This window comes from Sphingobium sp. Cam5-1, from assembly GCF_015693305.1.
Classification (GTDB): domain Bacteria; phylum Pseudomonadota; class Alphaproteobacteria; order Sphingomonadales; family Sphingomonadaceae; genus Sphingobium.
The window spans coordinates 2,315,520-2,331,502 of record NZ_CP065138.1; the positions used below are offsets into that span (position 1 = coordinate 2,315,520).

A 15,983-nucleotide genomic window follows, 5' to 3' on the forward strand; every position below is an offset into this window, starting at 1 on the left:
ATCCGATCATGGCAATTGACCCGACGCAAGGCGACGAGTCCATGTCCTTTGTCGAAAATCGTGCAAAAGCGGCTGCGGCCCTCTTCAGGGCAGGCGGATATTCTCGGCGAAAGCAGCGCGCAGGCTGGCGGCATCCAGCGGGTCGAGGCGCGGGAGGCGGCCAAGGCTTGGCACCTTGGTGAGCAGTGGGATGATCCGCTCATTCTCCTCATGGGGATCGCCGATGAAGGCGATGCCCGCGAGCGGCACGCCCCGGCTGCGCAGCGCCTCGACGCTGAGCAGGCTGTGGTTGATGGTGCCGAGGGCGGTGCGGGCGCACAGGATGACCGGCAGCTGCCAATGGGCGAAGAGATCGGCCATCAGCAGCGTCTCGCTGACGGGTACCAGCACGCCGCCTGCGCCTTCGACGACGAGCGGGCCGTCCACTTGCGGCAGGGCGAGCTTGTCGAGACGCACTTCAACCCCGTCGATGCGCGCCGCCAGATGGGGCGAAGCGGGCGTCGTGAGGCGGTAGGCTTCCGGCACGATGTGCGTCAGGGGAAGGTTGCCTAGCCGTGCGACCGTTTCCTTGTCGCCTTCGGGATCGATGCCTGCTTGCACCGGCTTCCAATAATAGGCGCCGAGGGCTCCCGCCAGGCCTGCGGCGAAGACTGTCTTGCCGATGTCGGTGTCAGTGCCGGTGACAACGAAGCGCGTCATGCCATCACCCTTTGCAGTTCCTCGCCAAGAGCCGCCACATCGGCGCGGCCGACATTCAATGTCAGGGAGATGCGCAGGCGGCTGGTGCCCGGCGGCACTGTCGGCGGCCGGATGCCGCGCACGTCGAAACCTGCCTCCTGAAGCGCGGCGGCGGCTGCCATGGCGCGCCGGTCTTCGCCCAGCAGCACGGGGATGATGTGGGTGCGCGGCGCAGGCAAGCCCAAGGGCGCGCAGATGACTTCGGCGGCATCGACGCACAACGTCTTCAGCCGCGCGCGCAGGTCATCAGCCTGCTCGATCCGGTCGAGCGCAGCGGACGCCGCCACCGCCATCAGCGGCGAGGGCGCTGTCGAGAAGATGAAGGGTCGCGCTCGGTTGATCAGATAGTCGATGATGATCTGCGGCCCGCAAATCAGCGCGCCTTCCACGCCCATGGCTTTGCCGCAGGTGTGAAGCGTCACCACATTATGCAGCCCGTCCAAACCGGAGGACAAACCTCGGCCGCTGGGGCCGAACACGCCTGTACCATGCGCTTCGTCCAGAATCAGCATCGCGTCATGCTGCGCGGCCAGTTTTGCAAGATCAGCGAGCGGAGCGGTGTCGCCATCCATCGAATAAAGCGTCTCGACCGCGATCCAGATGCGGCCCTTGCCCCCCTCCTCGCGCCAGGCGGTGATCAGGTCGGCGAAACTCTGCGCATCATTATGCCGGGCAAAGACAGTTGCGGCCTTCGACAGGCGGATGCCGTCATGAACGCTGGCGTGGATCAATTCGTCCGCGACGATCAGGTCGCCACGCTGCGGCAATGTTGAAAACAGCGCGCAGTTGGCCGCAAAGCCATTGGCGAGAAACAGCGCCGCCTGTGTCCGGAAGAAGGCAGCCGCCTTCGCCTCCAGCCCTTCATGTTCGGGCGCGTTGCCGCGCAGCAGGCGCGAGCCGCCCGATCCGACCGGCACGCCCCGCGCCACCGCGTCCCCCACGGACTGACCGATCAGCGGATCGGACGCCAGGCCCAGATAGTCGTTGGAGGCAAAGTCGCGCCCGGCGCGCGGCACCAGACGGCGCAGGCGGCCGCGCTTTTCAAGGGCCGCCAGTTGCGATCGGAAGGGTTCGCTGGTCATGGCGCGCCCTATAGGCCCGCGATGGGTAGAGGGGCAAGCTGGAGCGCCGCCGCTTCATCCATCGGGCGGGGAAAGGCACCGCCCTCCCCCGCTCCGGTGCCGGAAATCAGAAGGAAAAGCTCAGCGATAGCGACGCCACATTGTCGTTCGCATCGTCGGCATTCGGACGAAAGCCATGCTGATGCAGATAGCCGATTTCCGCATTCACATTCTTTGCGATCGGGGTCGTGATGGCGATCAGGTTACGCATCCGCTCCTCGCCCTCGACCCGCTGAAAATTGGTGGTGTTGAGGTCGATGAAGCTTTCATGACTGAGCACCAGCGCGGTTTTGCCGCCTTCCTTGAAGGGCAGCACATATTTAACATAGGGGCGAAAGCGCCAGGCCGTGCCATCGACGCCTTCGCGCCAGCGCTCCTCAAGGCGCAGGCGGGCGCTCAGCTGGCCGGGGCCGATCTTCACGATATTGTCGAACGTCACCTGCTGGCGGCCGCGATGTTCCATTACCGAGAAGTCACCGGCATTGTAATTGGGATCATGGGTGTAGCCCGCCCAAACCGTCACCTTCTTGCTGACCTTGTAGCCGATCAACGAGTTCATCTCGACCTCGTACAGACCGTCGCGGTCGTTGCTGAACCGGGCGATCACCTCCTGCGAGAAGCGCCATTTGTCGCTCAGTTTCACAGTGGCGCTCACGCCGGTCCAAAGCTGATCATCCTCCGTGGCATGAGCCACAGCCGGAATGGCCAAAGCCACCAGCGCAGGCGCCAGTTTCAAAATCCGTCGCATCATAATCTCCCTCCGCCCCATGGCGTCGGGGCGCGACTATGACCTTTATGTGACAACGTCATTTCTATTTTATGTAATATTTGTGACGATTATTTCTGTGGCGTGACCGATAGCGGCAGCCGTCAAATGCGCCTTCCGCACAAAAAATGACCCCGCCCCATGATAGGGCGGGGTCATATCCCTTTCGTCGCGAAATGCCCTCAGACGCCGTGCGCCAGAGCGGCAAGCAAGAGCAAGGCGACGATGTTCGTGATCTTGATCATCGGGTTGACCGCGGGCCCCGCCGTATCCTTGTAGGGATCACCCACGGTATCGCCGGTCACCGCTGCCTTATGCGCCTCAGAGCCTTTGCCGCCATGGTTGCCATCTTCGATATATTTCTTGGCATTGTCCCATGCGCCGCCGCCCGATGTCATGGAAAGGGCGACAAATAGTCCGGACACGATCACGCCCAGCAGCAATGCACCCAGCGCCGCAAAGCCATTGGGCGTTCCGGCCACGGCAGAGATCGCGAAATAGACGACGATCGGCGCCAGCACTGGCAGCAGACTGGGGATGATCATCTCCTTGATCGCCGCGCGGGTGACAAGGTCAACCGTACGGGCATAGTTGGGCCGTGAGGTCCCTTCCATGATGCCGCTGTTGGTGGCGAACTGGTCGCGAACGTCCTTCACCACGTCGCCCGCCGCGCGGCCGACTGCGGTCATGCCCATTGCGCCGAACAAATAGGGCAGCAATGCGCCCAGCAGCAGGCCGACGATGACATAGGGGTTGGATAGGCTGAAATCGACCGGCTCGGTCAGGCCGAGGGCCGAGTTGTAGAATTTCAGATCCTCCGTGTAAGCGCCGAATAGCACGAGCGCGGCAAGCCCCGCCGATCCGATGGCATAGCCCTTCGTCACCGCCTTGGTCGTATTGCCCACGGCGTCCAGCGCATCGGTCTTGCCCCGCACGCTGTCGTCGAGATGCGCCATCTCCGCGATGCCACCCGCATTGTCGGTGACGGGACCATAGGCATCCAGCGCCACGACCATGCCCGCAAGCGCCAGCATCGCTGTCGCCGCAAAGGCAATGCCGATCAGGCCCGCCAGTTGATGCGCGACGATGATTCCGGCGACGATCACCAGCGTCGGCAGCGCGGTTGCTTCCAGACTGACGGCCAGCCCCTGAATCACGTTGGTGCCATGACCGGTCTCGGAAGCGCGAGCGATGCTGCGCACCGGACGATAATTGGTTCCGGTATAATATTCGGTGATCCAGACGATCAGGCCCGTAACGGCAAGGCCCACCATCATCGACCAGAACAGCGCCATGCCGGTGTAGCCGCCCGCGCCATCAAGGTCGGTGCCAAAGCGCGTGTTGAGGTCGCCCAGCGTGAATTGCGTGACGAAATACAGCGCGGGGATCGACAGGATCGCTGTCGTCCAAAAGCCTTTGTAGAGCGCCCCCATGATCGACTGGTTGGAACCCAGACGCACCATATAGGTGCCTATGATCGACGTAATGATGCACACCCCGCCGACGATCAGCGGCAACGCCATCAGCCTTTGCAGGAAGATGTTATCGACCCCGCTCACCAGCAGCGCCGTCAACACCATGGTCGCACCAACGGTGACGACGTAGGTTTCGAACAAGTCAGCCGCCATACCGGCGCAGTCGCCGACATTGTCGCCCACATTGTCCGCGATTACGGCGGGATTGCGTGGGTCATCCTCGGGAATGCCCGCTTCCACCTTGCCGACAAGGTCAGCGCCGACGTCGGCCGCCTTGGTGAAAATGCCGCCCCCCAGACGTGCGAAGATCGAGATGAGGCTGGCGCCGAAGGCCAACGCGACCAGAGAGTCGATCACCAGACGGTCGTCAGGCGCATGACCTGCGGGTCCGGTCAGATACCAGAAGAAGACACTGATCGCGAGCAGCGCCAGACCCGCCACCAGCATGCCGGTGATTGCGCCAGCACGGAAGGCGACGGTGAGGCCGCTCTGCAAAGTCGTGCGTGCCGCTTCGGCGGTGCGGACATTGGCGCGCACCGAAATGTTCATGCCGATGAAGCCAGCCGATCCCGACAGGATAGCCCCGATCAGAAATCCGATTGCGGATGTTGCGCCCAAGAAGAAGAAGACGATCGCCGCAACCACGACCCCGACCATGCCGATGGTCATATATTGGCGGCTGAGATAGGCCTTTGCCCCTTCCTGGATCGCCCCCGCGATCGTTTGCATGGTTTCATTGCCGGCGGACGCCGCCAGTACCTGACGACTGGTTATCAGGCCGTAGAGCAAGGCTAATAGCCCGCACCCTATGGCGATATAGACAATCTGCATGGACATTCCTCTCCCCCTGTTTTTGCTGTCATCGGCCGCTCCGCAGGGAAAAACGGGCGGGCGAAAGGCGTAAGCGCGGGCGGCCGGAATTCACGCATCCGGCATCAGGCACCGCGTCAATCAGCATCAAGGTTACGCGCGTCATGGGCGTCCAACCGGGCTGAGAAAAGGATGGACGGAAGCTACAGACAGGACGGGCGGCGTCAAGCCGTTACGAAACGCATCCGAATCAGGGTCTTGGCGGGTCGCGGTCAGCCATGTTCCCAGCCTAGCCGGTCGGGCAGCGGCATCCCTGCGCCGTCGATGATCAGCTTCAGCCCCGATCCCGATGAGAAACGACCCACCGGAATGGCTCGTACTGGCGGCTTTGTCGTGGGCGGCAGTGCGAACAGCAGTTCATAGTCATCGCCCGCCCGCGCCGCTGCGACCTGAGCGGCAGTGCTGCCGCCGCTCACTGCCTCCAGCGCCGGGGAAAGCGGAACATGATCGATGGTGACAGCCAATCCGCTAGCCTGTGCCATGCGCGCGGCATCGATCAGCAGACCGTCCGACACGTCCATCATCGCATGGACTTGGCCAGCAAGCAGCGCACCCTCGGTAAGCCGGGGTCGCGGGCGGCGATAAGCCTCCACCAACGGCCCGGACGCGGCGGCGTTCGCGCGGAGCAGTTCAAGCCCCGCGCCGGCATCGCCAACGGGACCCGTCAGATAGAGACGATCACCTGCGCGCGCGCCGCTACGGGCGGGCACGGCACCGCTTGTCTCACCAATCGCCGTCAGACTGTAGCTGCGCGGACAGCCCAGAGGCATCTGCACCGTGTCGCCGCCCAATAGCGGCATGGCATGACGGCTGAGCGCCTCGCCCAGCCCCTCAAGAAACGCCGCGTCCCAGCCATCGTCGCCCGACAGCGCGTAATTGAGCAGGCAACCCACGGGCCGCGCGCCCTTGGCGGCCAGGTCCGAGAGGTTCACGGCGGCAAGTTTCCAGCCGATGTCCGCAGGCGGATCGTCGGAAAGATAATGCACACTCTCCACCATGGTGTCGCTGGTGAGGATCAGGCGCGCGCTGTCCACGTCCAGCACCGCTACATCGTCCTGCAAGCCGCGCGCGGCGGGATCATTGGCCAGCAGGCGCAGCAATGTCAGGAAACGGGATTCAGCGGACATGCCCTAACCTAACCCTTTTCCAAATAGCCCGTCACCCGTTCGACAGAGGATGCGACATCAGGACCGGCGCCTATTTCCGTACATCCTTGGCCACGCCGTCCAGCAGGCCATTGACGAAACCCGCCTCGCGCTTGTCGTAAAAGGCATGAGCGACATCGACATATTCACTGATGACAGTGCCGGTCGGTACATCCTTGCGCGCGACCAGTTCATAGGTGCCTGCCCGCAAGATCTGGCGCATCGGCTTGTCGAGCCGCTCAAGGCTCCAGCCCTTGGACAGGCGGGCGGTGATCATGGCGTCAATTTCGCCGCGCCGCTTGTCCACGCCGGTCACGACATCGTCGAAAAAGCTCTCTTCCGCATCGGCATAGGTCACGTCTTCGATGGTCGCGCCCAGCCGGTGCTGATGGAATTCATGCAGCAGGGTGGCGAGCGGCGTTCCTTCCATTTCCAGCTGGTACAGCGCCTGCACAGCGGCAAGCCGGGCTGCGGAGCGGGATTTGGAGCGTTCGGTCATCGGGATTCCATATAGCCGTGCGGGCTGGGCCTGTCGAAGCCCTGCCCTTCTTGAAGAAAATGCTGCCCTTCGACAAGCTTGGGCGAACAGAAGTTATTTGAGCCGCACCGCCACCGAAGCGGCATGGGCAGGCAGCCCCTCCGCCTCCGCCAGCGCGACCGCCGCGGGGCCGATCGCATCGATCGCAGCCTGATCAAGGCTGAGGAAGCTGGTGCGTTTCATGAAGTCGAGTACCGAAAGCCCCGAGGAAAAGCGTGCACGCCGACCCGTGGGCAGCACATGGTTAGGGCCTGCCACGTAATCGCCAACGGCTTCGGGGGTCATGCGGCCCAGAAAGACCGATCCGGCATGGCGCACCTGGGTAAACAGGGCGTCGGGATCATCCACCGCCAGTTCCAGATGCTCGGCCGCCAGCCGGTTAACCAGCGGCATCGCTTCGTCCAGATCGCGCACGAGGATGATCGCGCCGTTTGCCGCCCAGCTGGTCGTGGCGACTGCCCGCGTCGACAATAGCGGCAGTCGCTTTTCGACCGCCGACGCCACGGCATCGGCGAAAGCGGCATCGTCCGTGAAGAGGATCGACTGGCTGGTCGGATCATGCTCCGACTGGCTGAGCAGGTCAGCGGCGATCCAGTCCGGATCATTTTTCCCGTCGGCGACCACGACGATCTCCGACGGTCCTGCGACCATATCGATGCCGACGACGCCATAAAGCTGACGCTTGGCTTCGGCGACCCAGGCATTGCCAGGGCCTGTGATGACATCGACCGGTTTGATCCGATCCGTGCCATAGGCGAGCGCAGCCACGGCCTGCGCGCCGCCCACGCGCCAGATTTCCTCGATGCCGACAATGCTGGCAGCTGCGAGGACCAGCGGGTTGATCAGGCCATTGGGCGTCGGCGTCACCATGGCGATGCGAGACACGCCAGCCACCTTGGCGGGAATGGCGTTCATCAACAACGAGCTGGGATAGGCTGCGCGTCCGCCGGGTACATAAAGCCCCGCCGCATCGACTGCCCGCCAGCGCGCGCCAAGGCGCACGCCCGCGCTGTCGGTGCCGTCGCTGTCCTGCGGTCGCTGCTTTTCATGATAGGCGGTGATCCGCGCCGCCGCGAGTTCCAGCGCATCGCGCAACTCAGGCGTGATGCCTTCCAACGCGGCGCGGCACTCGGCGGGGGTAACCGCCCAGCCGCTTGCCTCCAGATCGTGCCTGTCGAACCGGCTGGTGTAATCGGTCAGCGCGGCGTCGCCCTCGGCGCGGACGCGCTTCAGGATTGCCGCGACGTCGCGCGACACATCTTCATCCGCCTCGCGCCGGGCATCGACCAGCGCCGTGAAGGCAGCAGCGAAATCAACGTCGCGGCTGTCGAGCCTAAGCGGCATCGCGCGTCCCCACGGCCTTGCGGAAGCTTTCCACCAGCGGCGCCAGTTCGGCCGAGCGCATCTTGTAGGCAGCGCGATTGACGACCAGACGCGCCGACACCTGCATGATGACATGGGTTTCGACCAGCCCGTTTGCCTTGAGCGTCGCGCCTGATGATACCAGATCGACGATCCGGCGCGACAGGCCGAGCGAGGGTGCGAGTTCCATCGCACCGTTCAGCTTCACGCATTCCGCCTGTATGCCGCGCGCCTCATAATAGCGGCGGGTGAGGTAAGGATATTTGGTGGCAACCCGCACATGGCTCATCGCCGCCTCATCCTCGCCCGCGAGGTCAACGGGTTCGGCGACGGACAGACGGCAATGACCGATGTCGAGATCGACCGGCGCGTAAAGCTCCGAATAATCGAACTCATCGACAACGTCCGATCCGACGATACCGATCTGGGCCGCGCCATGGGCGACGAAGGTCGCGACGTCGAAGGCGCGCACGCGGATGATCGAAATATCAGGGCGATTGGTGGCGAAGCGGAGCGCGCGGCTTTTCTTGTCATGAAATTCCGCCTCCGGCTCGATACCGACGCGCGCGAGCATCGGCAGCGCCTCATCGAGGATGCGGCCCTTGGGGATGGCGAGTGTGAGCGGACGAGTCATGACCGGCGGGCCTTAGCCGCGCGCGCCACAAAGGACAATATTCATGCAGCTTGCGCCAGTGCAGCCTCGGTGGCCTCGATCCAGCCGCCGCCCAACACCCGGTCGCCCGCGTAGAGCACGGCGGCCTGACCCGGCGCCACGCCATATTCGGGTGCGTCGAACATAAGGCGATCACCCTCCAGCCTAGCCGGAACAGGCTTTGCCATCGACCGCACCTTGGCGGTCAGCGGCCCGCTGAAGTCGCCGCCCAGCCAGTTTATGTCGCTCAGCCGCGCCGCTGACACCGCGAGCGCCGCCTTGGGTCCGACGATCACCCGCCGAGCATCGGCGTCCAGACGGACGACATAGAGCGGCTCGGCCTGCCCGCCGATCTCCAGTCCTTTACGCTGGCCTACGGTGTAGTGGATCAGCCCCTTGTGCGTGCCCATGATGCGGCCGTCGATATGGACGATCTCGCCACCTTCATCGGCGTCGGGGCGAATTTTGCGAACCACGCCAGCATAATCGCCATCGGGCACGAAGCAGATGTCCTGGCTGTCGGGCTTCAGCGCCACCGACAGCCCAAGTTCTGTGGCGATTTCGCGAACCTGCGGCTTGGGGAGATTGCCAAGCGGAAAGCGCAGATAGTCAAGCTGCGCCTGCGTGGTGGCGAAGAGGAAATAGCTCTGATCCCGCGCGGGATCGGCCGCGCGGTGCAGTTCGGCACCCTGCGCGCCTTCGACGCGGCGGACATAATGGCCGGTCGCCAGACAATCGGCGCCCAAATCGCGCGCGATCTGGAACAGGTCGGTGAACTTCACGCCCATGTTGCATTTGACGCAGGGGATGGGCGTCCGCCCCGCCATATATTCGTCGGCAAAGTTGCCGATCACCGAATCCCGGAAACGGCTTTCATAATCGAAGACATAATGGGCGATGCCGATACGGTCGGCGACCGCGCGCGCGTCCCGTATATCCTGCCCCGCGCAACAGCTGCCCGTGCGGCCGACAGCGGCGCCATGATCGTAAAGCTGTAGCGTGACGCCGATGGTTTCGGCGCCCGTGCGCGCGGCAAGGGCGGCAACGACGCTCGAATCGACGCCGCCAGACATGGCAACGACGATTCGCCGCTTTGCAAGCGGTTCGGGCAACTGGAACTGGGGCTGCATGGCCGCGCATATAATCGTCCGCGCCGTTGCATTCCAGCGGGATTACATGCTTGGCGCTGCAAAGCGTCGTTTCGCCCCCGCGAGTTTACCGGACCTTATCCTTTTTTCGCTACCCCCCTTCACATGGATTTTGGTTTCCTTCGGGCAGGCGGGCTCAAACCCGCCAATGCCAGACCCGTCAGCCGACCGCACGCGCCGGTCTGGCCGCTGCTGCGCGCCGCTTCGGCGGCGGAGCAGGCGGCCAGCCCGACCGCGCGGGCGGTGGCCGGGGTCCTGCGGGGGCAGGATGAGACGAGCGACTGGATCCAGGATTTGGCCGAAGTGTTCGCGCCACGTCCGGGCGGCATGATCGAGGCCGCACGCCCAACGGGAAGTTTCAACCCGTTGATCGCACAGCATTTAAGAGTGGGACAAGGATGATGAAGGGAGCGTTTACCGTGGCGCTTTAGCTGATCTTCAGGGCTGACGCGCATACCGGTTGCCGCTGCTGAATTCGGCAACGCCAGTGCCGCTTTTTGAGGGTGAGAATGATAGAAAATCAAAAAATCCGACCTGCTCAGGTCGTCGGGCCGCTCGGGGAACCCTTAACTCTGGAGAGCTTGCCTCCCGCGAATACGACGCGTTGGGTCGTCCGTCGCAAGGCCGAGGTGGTCGCCGCCGTCAACGGTGGTTTGTTGACCGTCGATGAGGCGTGCGCGCGCTATTCGCTGACGCTTGAGGAATTTGCAGGCTGGCAGCGCGCTGTCGATCGATCGGGCATGCACGGCCTGCGCGTTACGCGGATCCAATATTACAAGTCGCTCTACGAACGGCAGCAGAAATACTGATCACCGTTGTCCGGCTCAACGCCGGATAGCGAAGGATGCAGGCACATCAAGGGCCGCCGGATGCAAATCCGGCGGCCCTTTCACTTGGATCGCACATCGATTCACCGTCCATTGTCAAGCCAGAAACATTTCCCAGGGAACGCGAAGCCGACTTCGCCGTTAAATACATCAGCCAACCCGCTGGGGGCGGTGGTCCAAGGAGAGTGTGAAATGGGTATCATTTTGTGGCTTGTTGTCGGCGGCATTATCGGCTGGCTTGCCAGCATGGTCATGCGCACCGATGCGCAGCAGGGCATCCTTCTAAACATCGTGGTGGGCATAGTCGGCGCCTTTATCGGCGGCCTGATCTTCAGTGGCGGTTCGATCAATGATGGTCTGACGCTGTACAGCTTCCTCGTGTCCCTCGTGGGTGCGATCGTGCTGCTTGCCATCGTCAACCTGGTCCGTCGCGGATCAATGCGTTAACCACCCCGGAAGCTACGCTGGCGGGTATGAAGGGCTGCGTTTCGACGCGGCCCTTTTTGCCGTTCGTTCAACCGCGCCCCGCAAACCAGCGATAGATGGCCAGAACGGCTATCGAGCCGAATACGGCCGCAAGGAAGCTCGCCTGCTCGTCCGCTTCATAGACACCCAATAATCGACCGACATAAGCGGCGAATAGTGCCCCAGCTATTCCCAGCAGGATGGTAACCACGCATCCACCGGGATTTCTGCCCGGCATCACGAACCGGGCAATCGCTCCTGCGAACAGGCCGACGATGATCCAACCTAGTAATTCCATCCTAGCCTCCCATCCACTTCATGCCGCATAGCGCCACAGGCGTATGCATTTGGCAAGCAAAGGCGGCTCGCCCGCGTTGCTCCGCCGATGCGCACAGTGTATTGAGGGTTGAGCCGGGTGATGTATTTATATAACACAGCGCCGGTCGGCCCCGTCGGCCGAATGATGGAATCAGGATGAATTACGAAACTCAGGTGGCCGGAGATGTTCCGGCGCGCGTCTTTGGCGAAGAACCGCGCCCTTCAAGGCGGCGGGCGCTGACGATTGGCGCGGTGATTGCGATCATCCTGATTGCCATTGCAGCCTGGATCAGCATGCATGGCAAGAGCGGGGATGGAGCAGTCCCTGCGGAAGACGCGCCGGTCGTCACCGTCCTCGTGCCGGGCCAGTCCGTCGTGGCCCGCACCGTCAGCGGAACGGGATCACTGGCCGCGCGTGTGGAAATGCCTGTCGGAGTCGTCGGTGAGGGCGGGCAGGTGACGCGCGTGCTGGTGCAACCGGGCGATTGGGTTCGCGCCGGGCAGATACTCGCGGTGATTGAGCGGTCGGTCCAGACGGAGCAGGTTCGCTCGCTCGCGGCGCAGGTAGAGGTGAACCGCGCCGATGCGAAGCTGGCGCAGGCGCAGCTCGATCGTGCCCAGGCCCTTGTAAAGCGCGGCTTCATCAGCCGGGCCGATATCGATCAGCGCACCGCAACGCGTGATGCCGCCAACGCCCGTGTGAATGTCGCGGTCGCACAATTGGCCGAACAGCGTGCCCGGACCGGACGGCTCGACATTCGCGCCCCTGCATCCGGGCTGATCCTGACCCGCGATGTCGAACCCGGTCAGATTGTCGGTTCGGGAAGCGGCGTGCTTTTCCGCATGGCCAAGGATGGCGAGATGGAACTTCTGGCCCAACTGAGTGAGAGCGATCTCGCCACGTTGCGGCCGGGCAACAGCGCGACGGTGACCCCTGTCGGTGGTCAGACGGAATTCGCCGGACGCATTTGGCAGGTTTCTCCGGTCGTCGATCCGCAGACGCGGCAGGGCATCGCGCGCATCTCCATACCCTATAACAAGGCGATCCGCCCCGGCGGATTTGCGGCCGCCCGCATCGTCAGCGGCACGGCAACGGCGCCGCTGCTGCCGGAGTCCGCCGTGCAGACCGATGCCAAGGGACAATTTGTCTACATCGTCAATGCGCGGGACGAGACCGAACGGCGCGGCGTCGAGGTCGGACAGGTCTCCCCGAAGGGCGTTGCGGTTACGCGCGGCCTGAATGGCGGCGAACGCATTGTCGCATCGGCAGGCGCTTTTCTGCGGCCCGGGCAGAAGGTGCGGCCGCAAGTTCAAAAGGCCGGGTAAGCCCGCGCAGGCGAGGAAGCCGTCATGAGTTTTCGTAATATGTCGGCCTGGGCCATCCGCAACCCGGTGTCCCCGCTCGTGCTGTTCGTCGCCCTGCTGCTCGCGGGGATGGTCAGCTTTGGCCGCATGGACATCAACCAGCAGCCCGACGTCACCTTCCCCATCGCTCAAGTGCTGGTATTGCAGCCAGGCGCCGCGCCGCCGGAACTGGAAACCCAGGTGACGCAGCGTGTCGAGGCCGCCGTGCGCGGCATCAGCGGCGTTGACGAGATCACCTCGACCGTCTCGGAAGGCAATTCGATGACGATCGTGCAGTTCCAGATCGGAACGCCGATCGATCGGGGCGTCAATGACGTCAAGAACGCTATCGACCAGATCCGCAGCGAACTGCCCGAAGGCATATTGGAACCGCAGGTTACCCGACTTGATGCCGATCGTCCGATCGCCTATTTCAGTGCCGAAGCGACCGACATGACGCTGGAACAATTGTCATGGTATGTCGACAATACGGTCGCCAAGCGGCTGCTGGCCGTGCCCGGCATGGCGGCGGTCAGGCGGGGTGGCGGCGTTACCCGCGAAATCCGCGTCATCCTTGACCCCGCCAAGCTGCAGTCGCACGGCGTCACGGCTGCTCAGGTCAATCAGCAGTTACAACAGGTCAACCTGAACACGGCGGGCGGCCGCACCGAAATCGCTGGTGCCGAGCAGGCGATCCGCGTGCTTGGCAATGCGCAGGACGCCTATGCCCTGGGCCAGACCCAGATCGCCATCTCCGGCGGCCGCACCGTCAAGCTGTCCGACCTTGCCGATGTGCGCGACATGTATGGCGAACAACGGTCGCTTTCGCTGATGAATGGCATGCAGGTGACGAGCTTCAGCCTGGAAAAGGCGAAGGGATCGTCCGACGTCACCGTGTTCGACAATGCAATCAAGGTGCTGGACCAGCTTAAGAAAGAAAATCCGAAGATCCGTTACAAGGAACTCTTCAACAGCGTCGATTATACCAAGAGCCAATATCATGCGGCGATGCAGTCCATGATCGAAGGCGCGGTGCTGGCGGTCGTGGTCGTGTTCCTGTTCCTGCGTGACTGGCGCGCGACGATCATCGCCGCCATGGCGATCCCGCTGTCAGCCATTCCGACCTTCTGGTTCATGGACATGATGGGCTTCACGCTCAACGTGACCTCCTTGCTGGCGCTGAGCCTGGTCGCGGGCGTGCTGGTCGATGACGCCATCGTGGAGATCGAAAATATCGTGCGCCACATGCGCATGGGCAAGACAGCCTATCAGGCATCGATCGACGCGGCCGACGAGATTGGCCTGGCAGTGCTGGCGACGACGATGGCTATTGTCGCCGTATTCCTGCCAGTTGCGCTGATGCCCGGCGTTTCGGGCCAGTTTTTCATCCAGTTCGGCATGACCGTCGTGGTCGCGGTTCTGCTCAGCCTGGCGGTCGCCCGCCTCATCACGCCGATGATTGCGGCCTATTTCCTCCAGGCGCACGGCCAGGAAAGCCATGGTGAAGGCTGGCTGATGGACGTCTATATGCGCGTGCTGCACTGGTCTCTCGATGAAAGCCGGGCCAAAGCCTACCGCGACCGTGGTACCCGGCCCCGCATTGGCGCCTGGCTTCGCGATCACCGTATCTGGACCGTCGGCATCGGGGGGCTGGCCTTCATCGCTACACTGCTCGCCTTCGGAACGCTGCCGATGGCGTTCCAGCCATCGATGAACACCGATTACAGCCAGGTGAAGATCGAAACGGTGCCCGGCAGCACGCTACAGCAAACCACCGCAGTCGCGCGGCGCGTGGCGGACATGTTGACGGCTGACACGAAATTCGTCGATGCAGCCTTTGCCGACATCCAGCCGACCAGCGCCAACATCTATCTCACCTTGAAGAAAGACCGGCCCGCTTCCTCTGTCGAATGGGAACGCAGCATGGCGCCCCGATTCCAGCAGATCGCGGATGCCCGTGTAAACTTCCAGTCGCAGGCGGGTGGGGGCATGGGTCGTGACGTTACGATCATGCTCGGCAGCGACAATGCCGCGCTGCTCGATCAGACCGCCAACAAGCTGGTTTCCGAAATGATCGGCGTGAAGGAAGTCCGCGCGCCCCGCGTCCAGGGCGACATGAACAGGCCCGAGATCGTCATCAAACCGCGCTTTGACCTGGCCGCGAGCCTGGGGGTGACGACCGCCGCGCTCAGCCAGACTATCCGCGTGGCCACGATCGGCGACATTGACCAGAATACCGCCAAATTCTCGCTTTCCGACCGGCAGATTCCTATCCGGGTCGCGATGGCGGAGGACAGCCGCAGCGACATAGCGACGATCGAGAATATGCCCGTGCCGACTGTCAGCGGCGGTTCGGTCCCGTTGAAGGTCGTCGCCGATATCGAATTCGGTGCCGGGCCGACGCAAATCCGTCGCTATAACCAGATCCGCCGGATCGTGGTCGATGCCGACTTCGCCCCCGGCATCGTCAGCAGTCAGGCGATGAAGAAGATCAATGCCCTGCCCACGATGAAGGAGATCAACGAAGGTCGCATTCCCGGCATTCAGAAGATCAACACCGGCGAGTCGAAATGGCAGGCGGAAATGCTGAAGAACTTCGCCGTCGCGGTTATTTCCGGCATCCTGCTGGTGCTCGCGGTGCTGACACTGCTTTACAAGCGGTTGATGCCGCCGTTCGTCAATCTGGGATCGCTGCTGCTGGCACCGCTCGGCGGGGCATTGGCGCTGCATCTTACCGGGCATCCAATCTCGATGCCGGTGATGATCGGCATATTGATGCTGCTCGGGATCGTTGCGAAGAACTCAATCCTGGTGATCGACTTCGCGCTGGAGGAGATTCAGAAGGGCGTGCCACGGTTCGACGCGATCATCGATGCGGGGCACAAGCGCGCCCAGCCCATCGTCATGACTACCGTCGCGATGGTTGCGGGCATGGTGCCTACCGCCATTTCCCTTGGCGGTGACAGCGCATGGCGCGCGCCCATGGGCATAACGGTGATCGGCGGTTTGCTGCTCTCCACCCTCCTCACCCTTGTGATCGTGCCCGCGACATTCAGCCTGGCTCTACAGATCGAAGGATGGGCAGGTCCGCGCCTCAGCCGCCGTTTGCTCACATACAAGCCGGGGGACGATGCAAAGCATGAGGGAAATGCACAACCGGCGGAATGATGGCAGTCCGATCGCCTGAAAGAAGCGCATGGCTGAACGAAACGGC

15 protein-coding genes are annotated in these 15,983 nt (G+C 63.0%); 5 read left to right on the forward strand and 10 right to left on the reverse strand.

What is annotated here, in order from left to right; all coding sequences use genetic code 11:
• Nucleotides 1-84: 84 nt before the first annotated feature.
• The 9 genes from bioD to mnmA form a co-directional block, all read right to left on the reverse strand.
• Nucleotides 85-699 carry a dethiobiotin synthase gene (gene bioD / locus IZV00_RS11545; RefSeq protein ID WP_196224778.1) on the reverse strand — a complete coding sequence of 205 codons (615 nt, stop codon included), beginning with the start codon at nt 697-699 and terminating at the stop codon, nt 85-87.
• Nucleotides 696-1,820: an 8-amino-7-oxononanoate synthase gene (locus IZV00_RS11550; RefSeq protein WP_196224779.1), complete on the reverse strand. Its 1,125-nt coding sequence runs from the start codon at nt 1,818-1,820 to the stop codon at nt 696-698. Before IZV00_RS11550 ends, bioD begins: the two co-directional genes overlap by 4 nt.
• A 106-nt stretch (nt 1,821-1,926) precedes the next feature.
• Nucleotides 1,927-2,607, reverse strand: a complete 681-nt coding sequence (locus IZV00_RS11555; protein WP_196226628.1) for a DUF2490 domain-containing protein — start codon at nt 2,605-2,607, stop codon at nt 1,927-1,929.
• Between the two features lie 200 nt (nt 2,608-2,807).
• Nucleotides 2,808-4,931 (reverse strand): sodium-translocating pyrophosphatase, encoded by a 2,124-nt coding sequence (locus IZV00_RS11560; RefSeq protein WP_196226629.1) that lies wholly within the window; start codon nt 4,929-4,931, stop codon nt 2,808-2,810.
• 251 nt (nt 4,932-5,182) lie between these two features.
• Entirely contained in the window at nt 5,183-6,097 is a 915-nt protein-coding gene (gene thiL / locus IZV00_RS11565) for a thiamine-phosphate kinase (protein WP_196224780.1), read from the reverse strand.
• A gap of 70 nt (nt 6,098-6,167) precedes the next feature.
• Nucleotides 6,168-6,614 (reverse strand): transcription antitermination factor NusB, encoded by a 447-nt coding sequence (gene nusB / locus IZV00_RS11570; protein ID WP_196224781.1) that lies wholly within the window; start codon nt 6,612-6,614, stop codon nt 6,168-6,170.
• Between the two features lie 93 nt (nt 6,615-6,707).
• Nucleotides 6,708-7,997, reverse strand: a complete 1,290-nt coding sequence (hisD, locus tag IZV00_RS11575; protein WP_196224782.1) for a histidinol dehydrogenase — start codon at nt 7,995-7,997, stop codon at nt 6,708-6,710.
• A complete protein-coding gene (hisG, locus tag IZV00_RS11580; protein WP_196224783.1) occupies nt 7,987-8,649 on the reverse strand; it encodes an ATP phosphoribosyltransferase in 663 nt (220 codons plus the stop codon). The genes hisD and hisG overlap by 11 nt, the downstream gene beginning before the upstream one ends.
• Nucleotides 8,650-8,690: 41 nt before the next feature.
• The gene (mnmA, locus tag IZV00_RS11585) at nt 8,691-9,797 is read right to left on the reverse strand and encodes a tRNA 2-thiouridine(34) synthase MnmA (protein WP_196224784.1); all 1,107 of its coding nucleotides are present in this window, start codon (nt 9,795-9,797) and stop codon (nt 8,691-8,693) included.
• Nucleotides 9,798-9,920: 123 nt separating this feature from the next.
• Between mnmA and IZV00_RS11590 the strand changes: the two genes are divergently transcribed.
• The 3 genes from IZV00_RS11590 (at nt 9,921) to IZV00_RS11600 (ending at nt 11,089) form a co-directional block, all read left to right on the forward strand.
• On the forward strand, nt 9,921-10,217 hold the full coding sequence (locus IZV00_RS11590; protein ID WP_196224785.1) for a hypothetical protein: 297 nt from the start codon (nt 9,921-9,923) through the stop codon (nt 10,215-10,217).
• A 107-nt stretch (nt 10,218-10,324) separates the two neighbouring features.
• Complete coding sequence (gene sciP, locus IZV00_RS11595; RefSeq protein ID WP_097092542.1) at nt 10,325-10,624, forward strand: CtrA inhibitor SciP; 300 nt, start codon at nt 10,325-10,327, stop codon at nt 10,622-10,624.
• Nucleotides 10,625-10,834: 210 nt separating this feature from the next.
• Complete coding sequence (locus IZV00_RS11600; RefSeq protein WP_167304188.1) at nt 10,835-11,089, forward strand: GlsB/YeaQ/YmgE family stress response membrane protein; 255 nt, start codon at nt 10,835-10,837, stop codon at nt 11,087-11,089.
• A 67-nt stretch (nt 11,090-11,156) separates the two neighbouring features.
• Here IZV00_RS11600 and IZV00_RS11605 read toward each other — a convergent pair whose 3' ends face one another.
• Entirely contained in the window at nt 11,157-11,405 is a 249-nt protein-coding gene (locus tag IZV00_RS11605) for a GlsB/YeaQ/YmgE family stress response membrane protein (RefSeq protein WP_196224786.1), read from the reverse strand.
• 176 nt (nt 11,406-11,581) lie between these two features.
• Here IZV00_RS11605 and IZV00_RS11610 point away from each other — a divergent pair, with 176 nt between their 5' ends.
• Together IZV00_RS11610 and IZV00_RS11615 are read left to right on the forward strand one after the other, a co-directional pair.
• Nucleotides 11,582-12,751, forward strand: coding sequence for an efflux RND transporter periplasmic adaptor subunit (locus IZV00_RS11610; protein WP_196224787.1), 1,170 nt, complete (start codon nt 11,582-11,584; stop codon nt 12,749-12,751).
• 24 nt (nt 12,752-12,775) lie between these two features.
• On the forward strand, nt 12,776-15,937 hold the full coding sequence (locus IZV00_RS11615) for an efflux RND transporter permease subunit (RefSeq protein ID WP_196224788.1): 3,162 nt from the start codon (nt 12,776-12,778) through the stop codon (nt 15,935-15,937).
• The last annotated feature ends 46 nt before the right edge of the window (nt 15,938-15,983 follow it).

Coding starts and splice junctions, on each gene's coding strand:
- bioD (WP_196224778.1), bottom strand. CDS start 699: ATGACGCGCTTCGTTGTCACCGGCACTGACACCGACATCGGCAAGACA.
- IZV00_RS11550 (WP_196224779.1), bottom strand. CDS start 1,820: ATGACCAGCGAACCCTTCCGATCGCAACTGGCGGCCCTTGAAAAGCGC.
- IZV00_RS11555 (WP_196226628.1), bottom strand. CDS start 2,607: ATGCGACGGATTTTGAAACTGGCGCCTGCGCTGGTGGCTTTGGCCATT.
- IZV00_RS11560 (WP_196226629.1), bottom strand. CDS start 4,931: ATGCAGATTGTCTATATCGCCATAGGGTGCGGGCTATTAGCCTTGCTC.
- thiL (WP_196224780.1), bottom strand. CDS start 6,097: ATGTCCGCTGAATCCCGTTTCCTGACATTGCTGCGCCTGCTGGCCAAT.
- nusB (WP_196224781.1), bottom strand. CDS start 6,614: ATGACCGAACGCTCCAAATCCCGCTCCGCAGCCCGGCTTGCCGCTGTG.
- hisD (WP_196224782.1), bottom strand. CDS start 7,997: ATGCCGCTTAGGCTCGACAGCCGCGACGTTGATTTCGCTGCTGCCTTC.
- hisG (WP_196224783.1), bottom strand. CDS start 8,649: ATGACTCGTCCGCTCACACTCGCCATCCCCAAGGGCCGCATCCTCGAT.
- mnmA (WP_196224784.1), bottom strand. CDS start 9,797: ATGCAGCCCCAGTTCCAGTTGCCCGAACCGCTTGCAAAGCGGCGAATC.
- IZV00_RS11590 (WP_196224785.1), top strand. CDS start 9,921: ATGGATTTTGGTTTCCTTCGGGCAGGCGGGCTCAAACCCGCCAATGCC.
- sciP (WP_097092542.1), top strand. CDS start 10,325: ATGATAGAAAATCAAAAAATCCGACCTGCTCAGGTCGTCGGGCCGCTC.
- IZV00_RS11600 (WP_167304188.1), top strand. CDS start 10,835: ATGGGTATCATTTTGTGGCTTGTTGTCGGCGGCATTATCGGCTGGCTT.
- IZV00_RS11605 (WP_196224786.1), bottom strand. CDS start 11,405: ATGGAATTACTAGGTTGGATCATCGTCGGCCTGTTCGCAGGAGCGATT.
- IZV00_RS11610 (WP_196224787.1), top strand. CDS start 11,582: ATGAATTACGAAACTCAGGTGGCCGGAGATGTTCCGGCGCGCGTCTTT.
- IZV00_RS11615 (WP_196224788.1), top strand. CDS start 12,776: ATGAGTTTTCGTAATATGTCGGCCTGGGCCATCCGCAACCCGGTGTCC.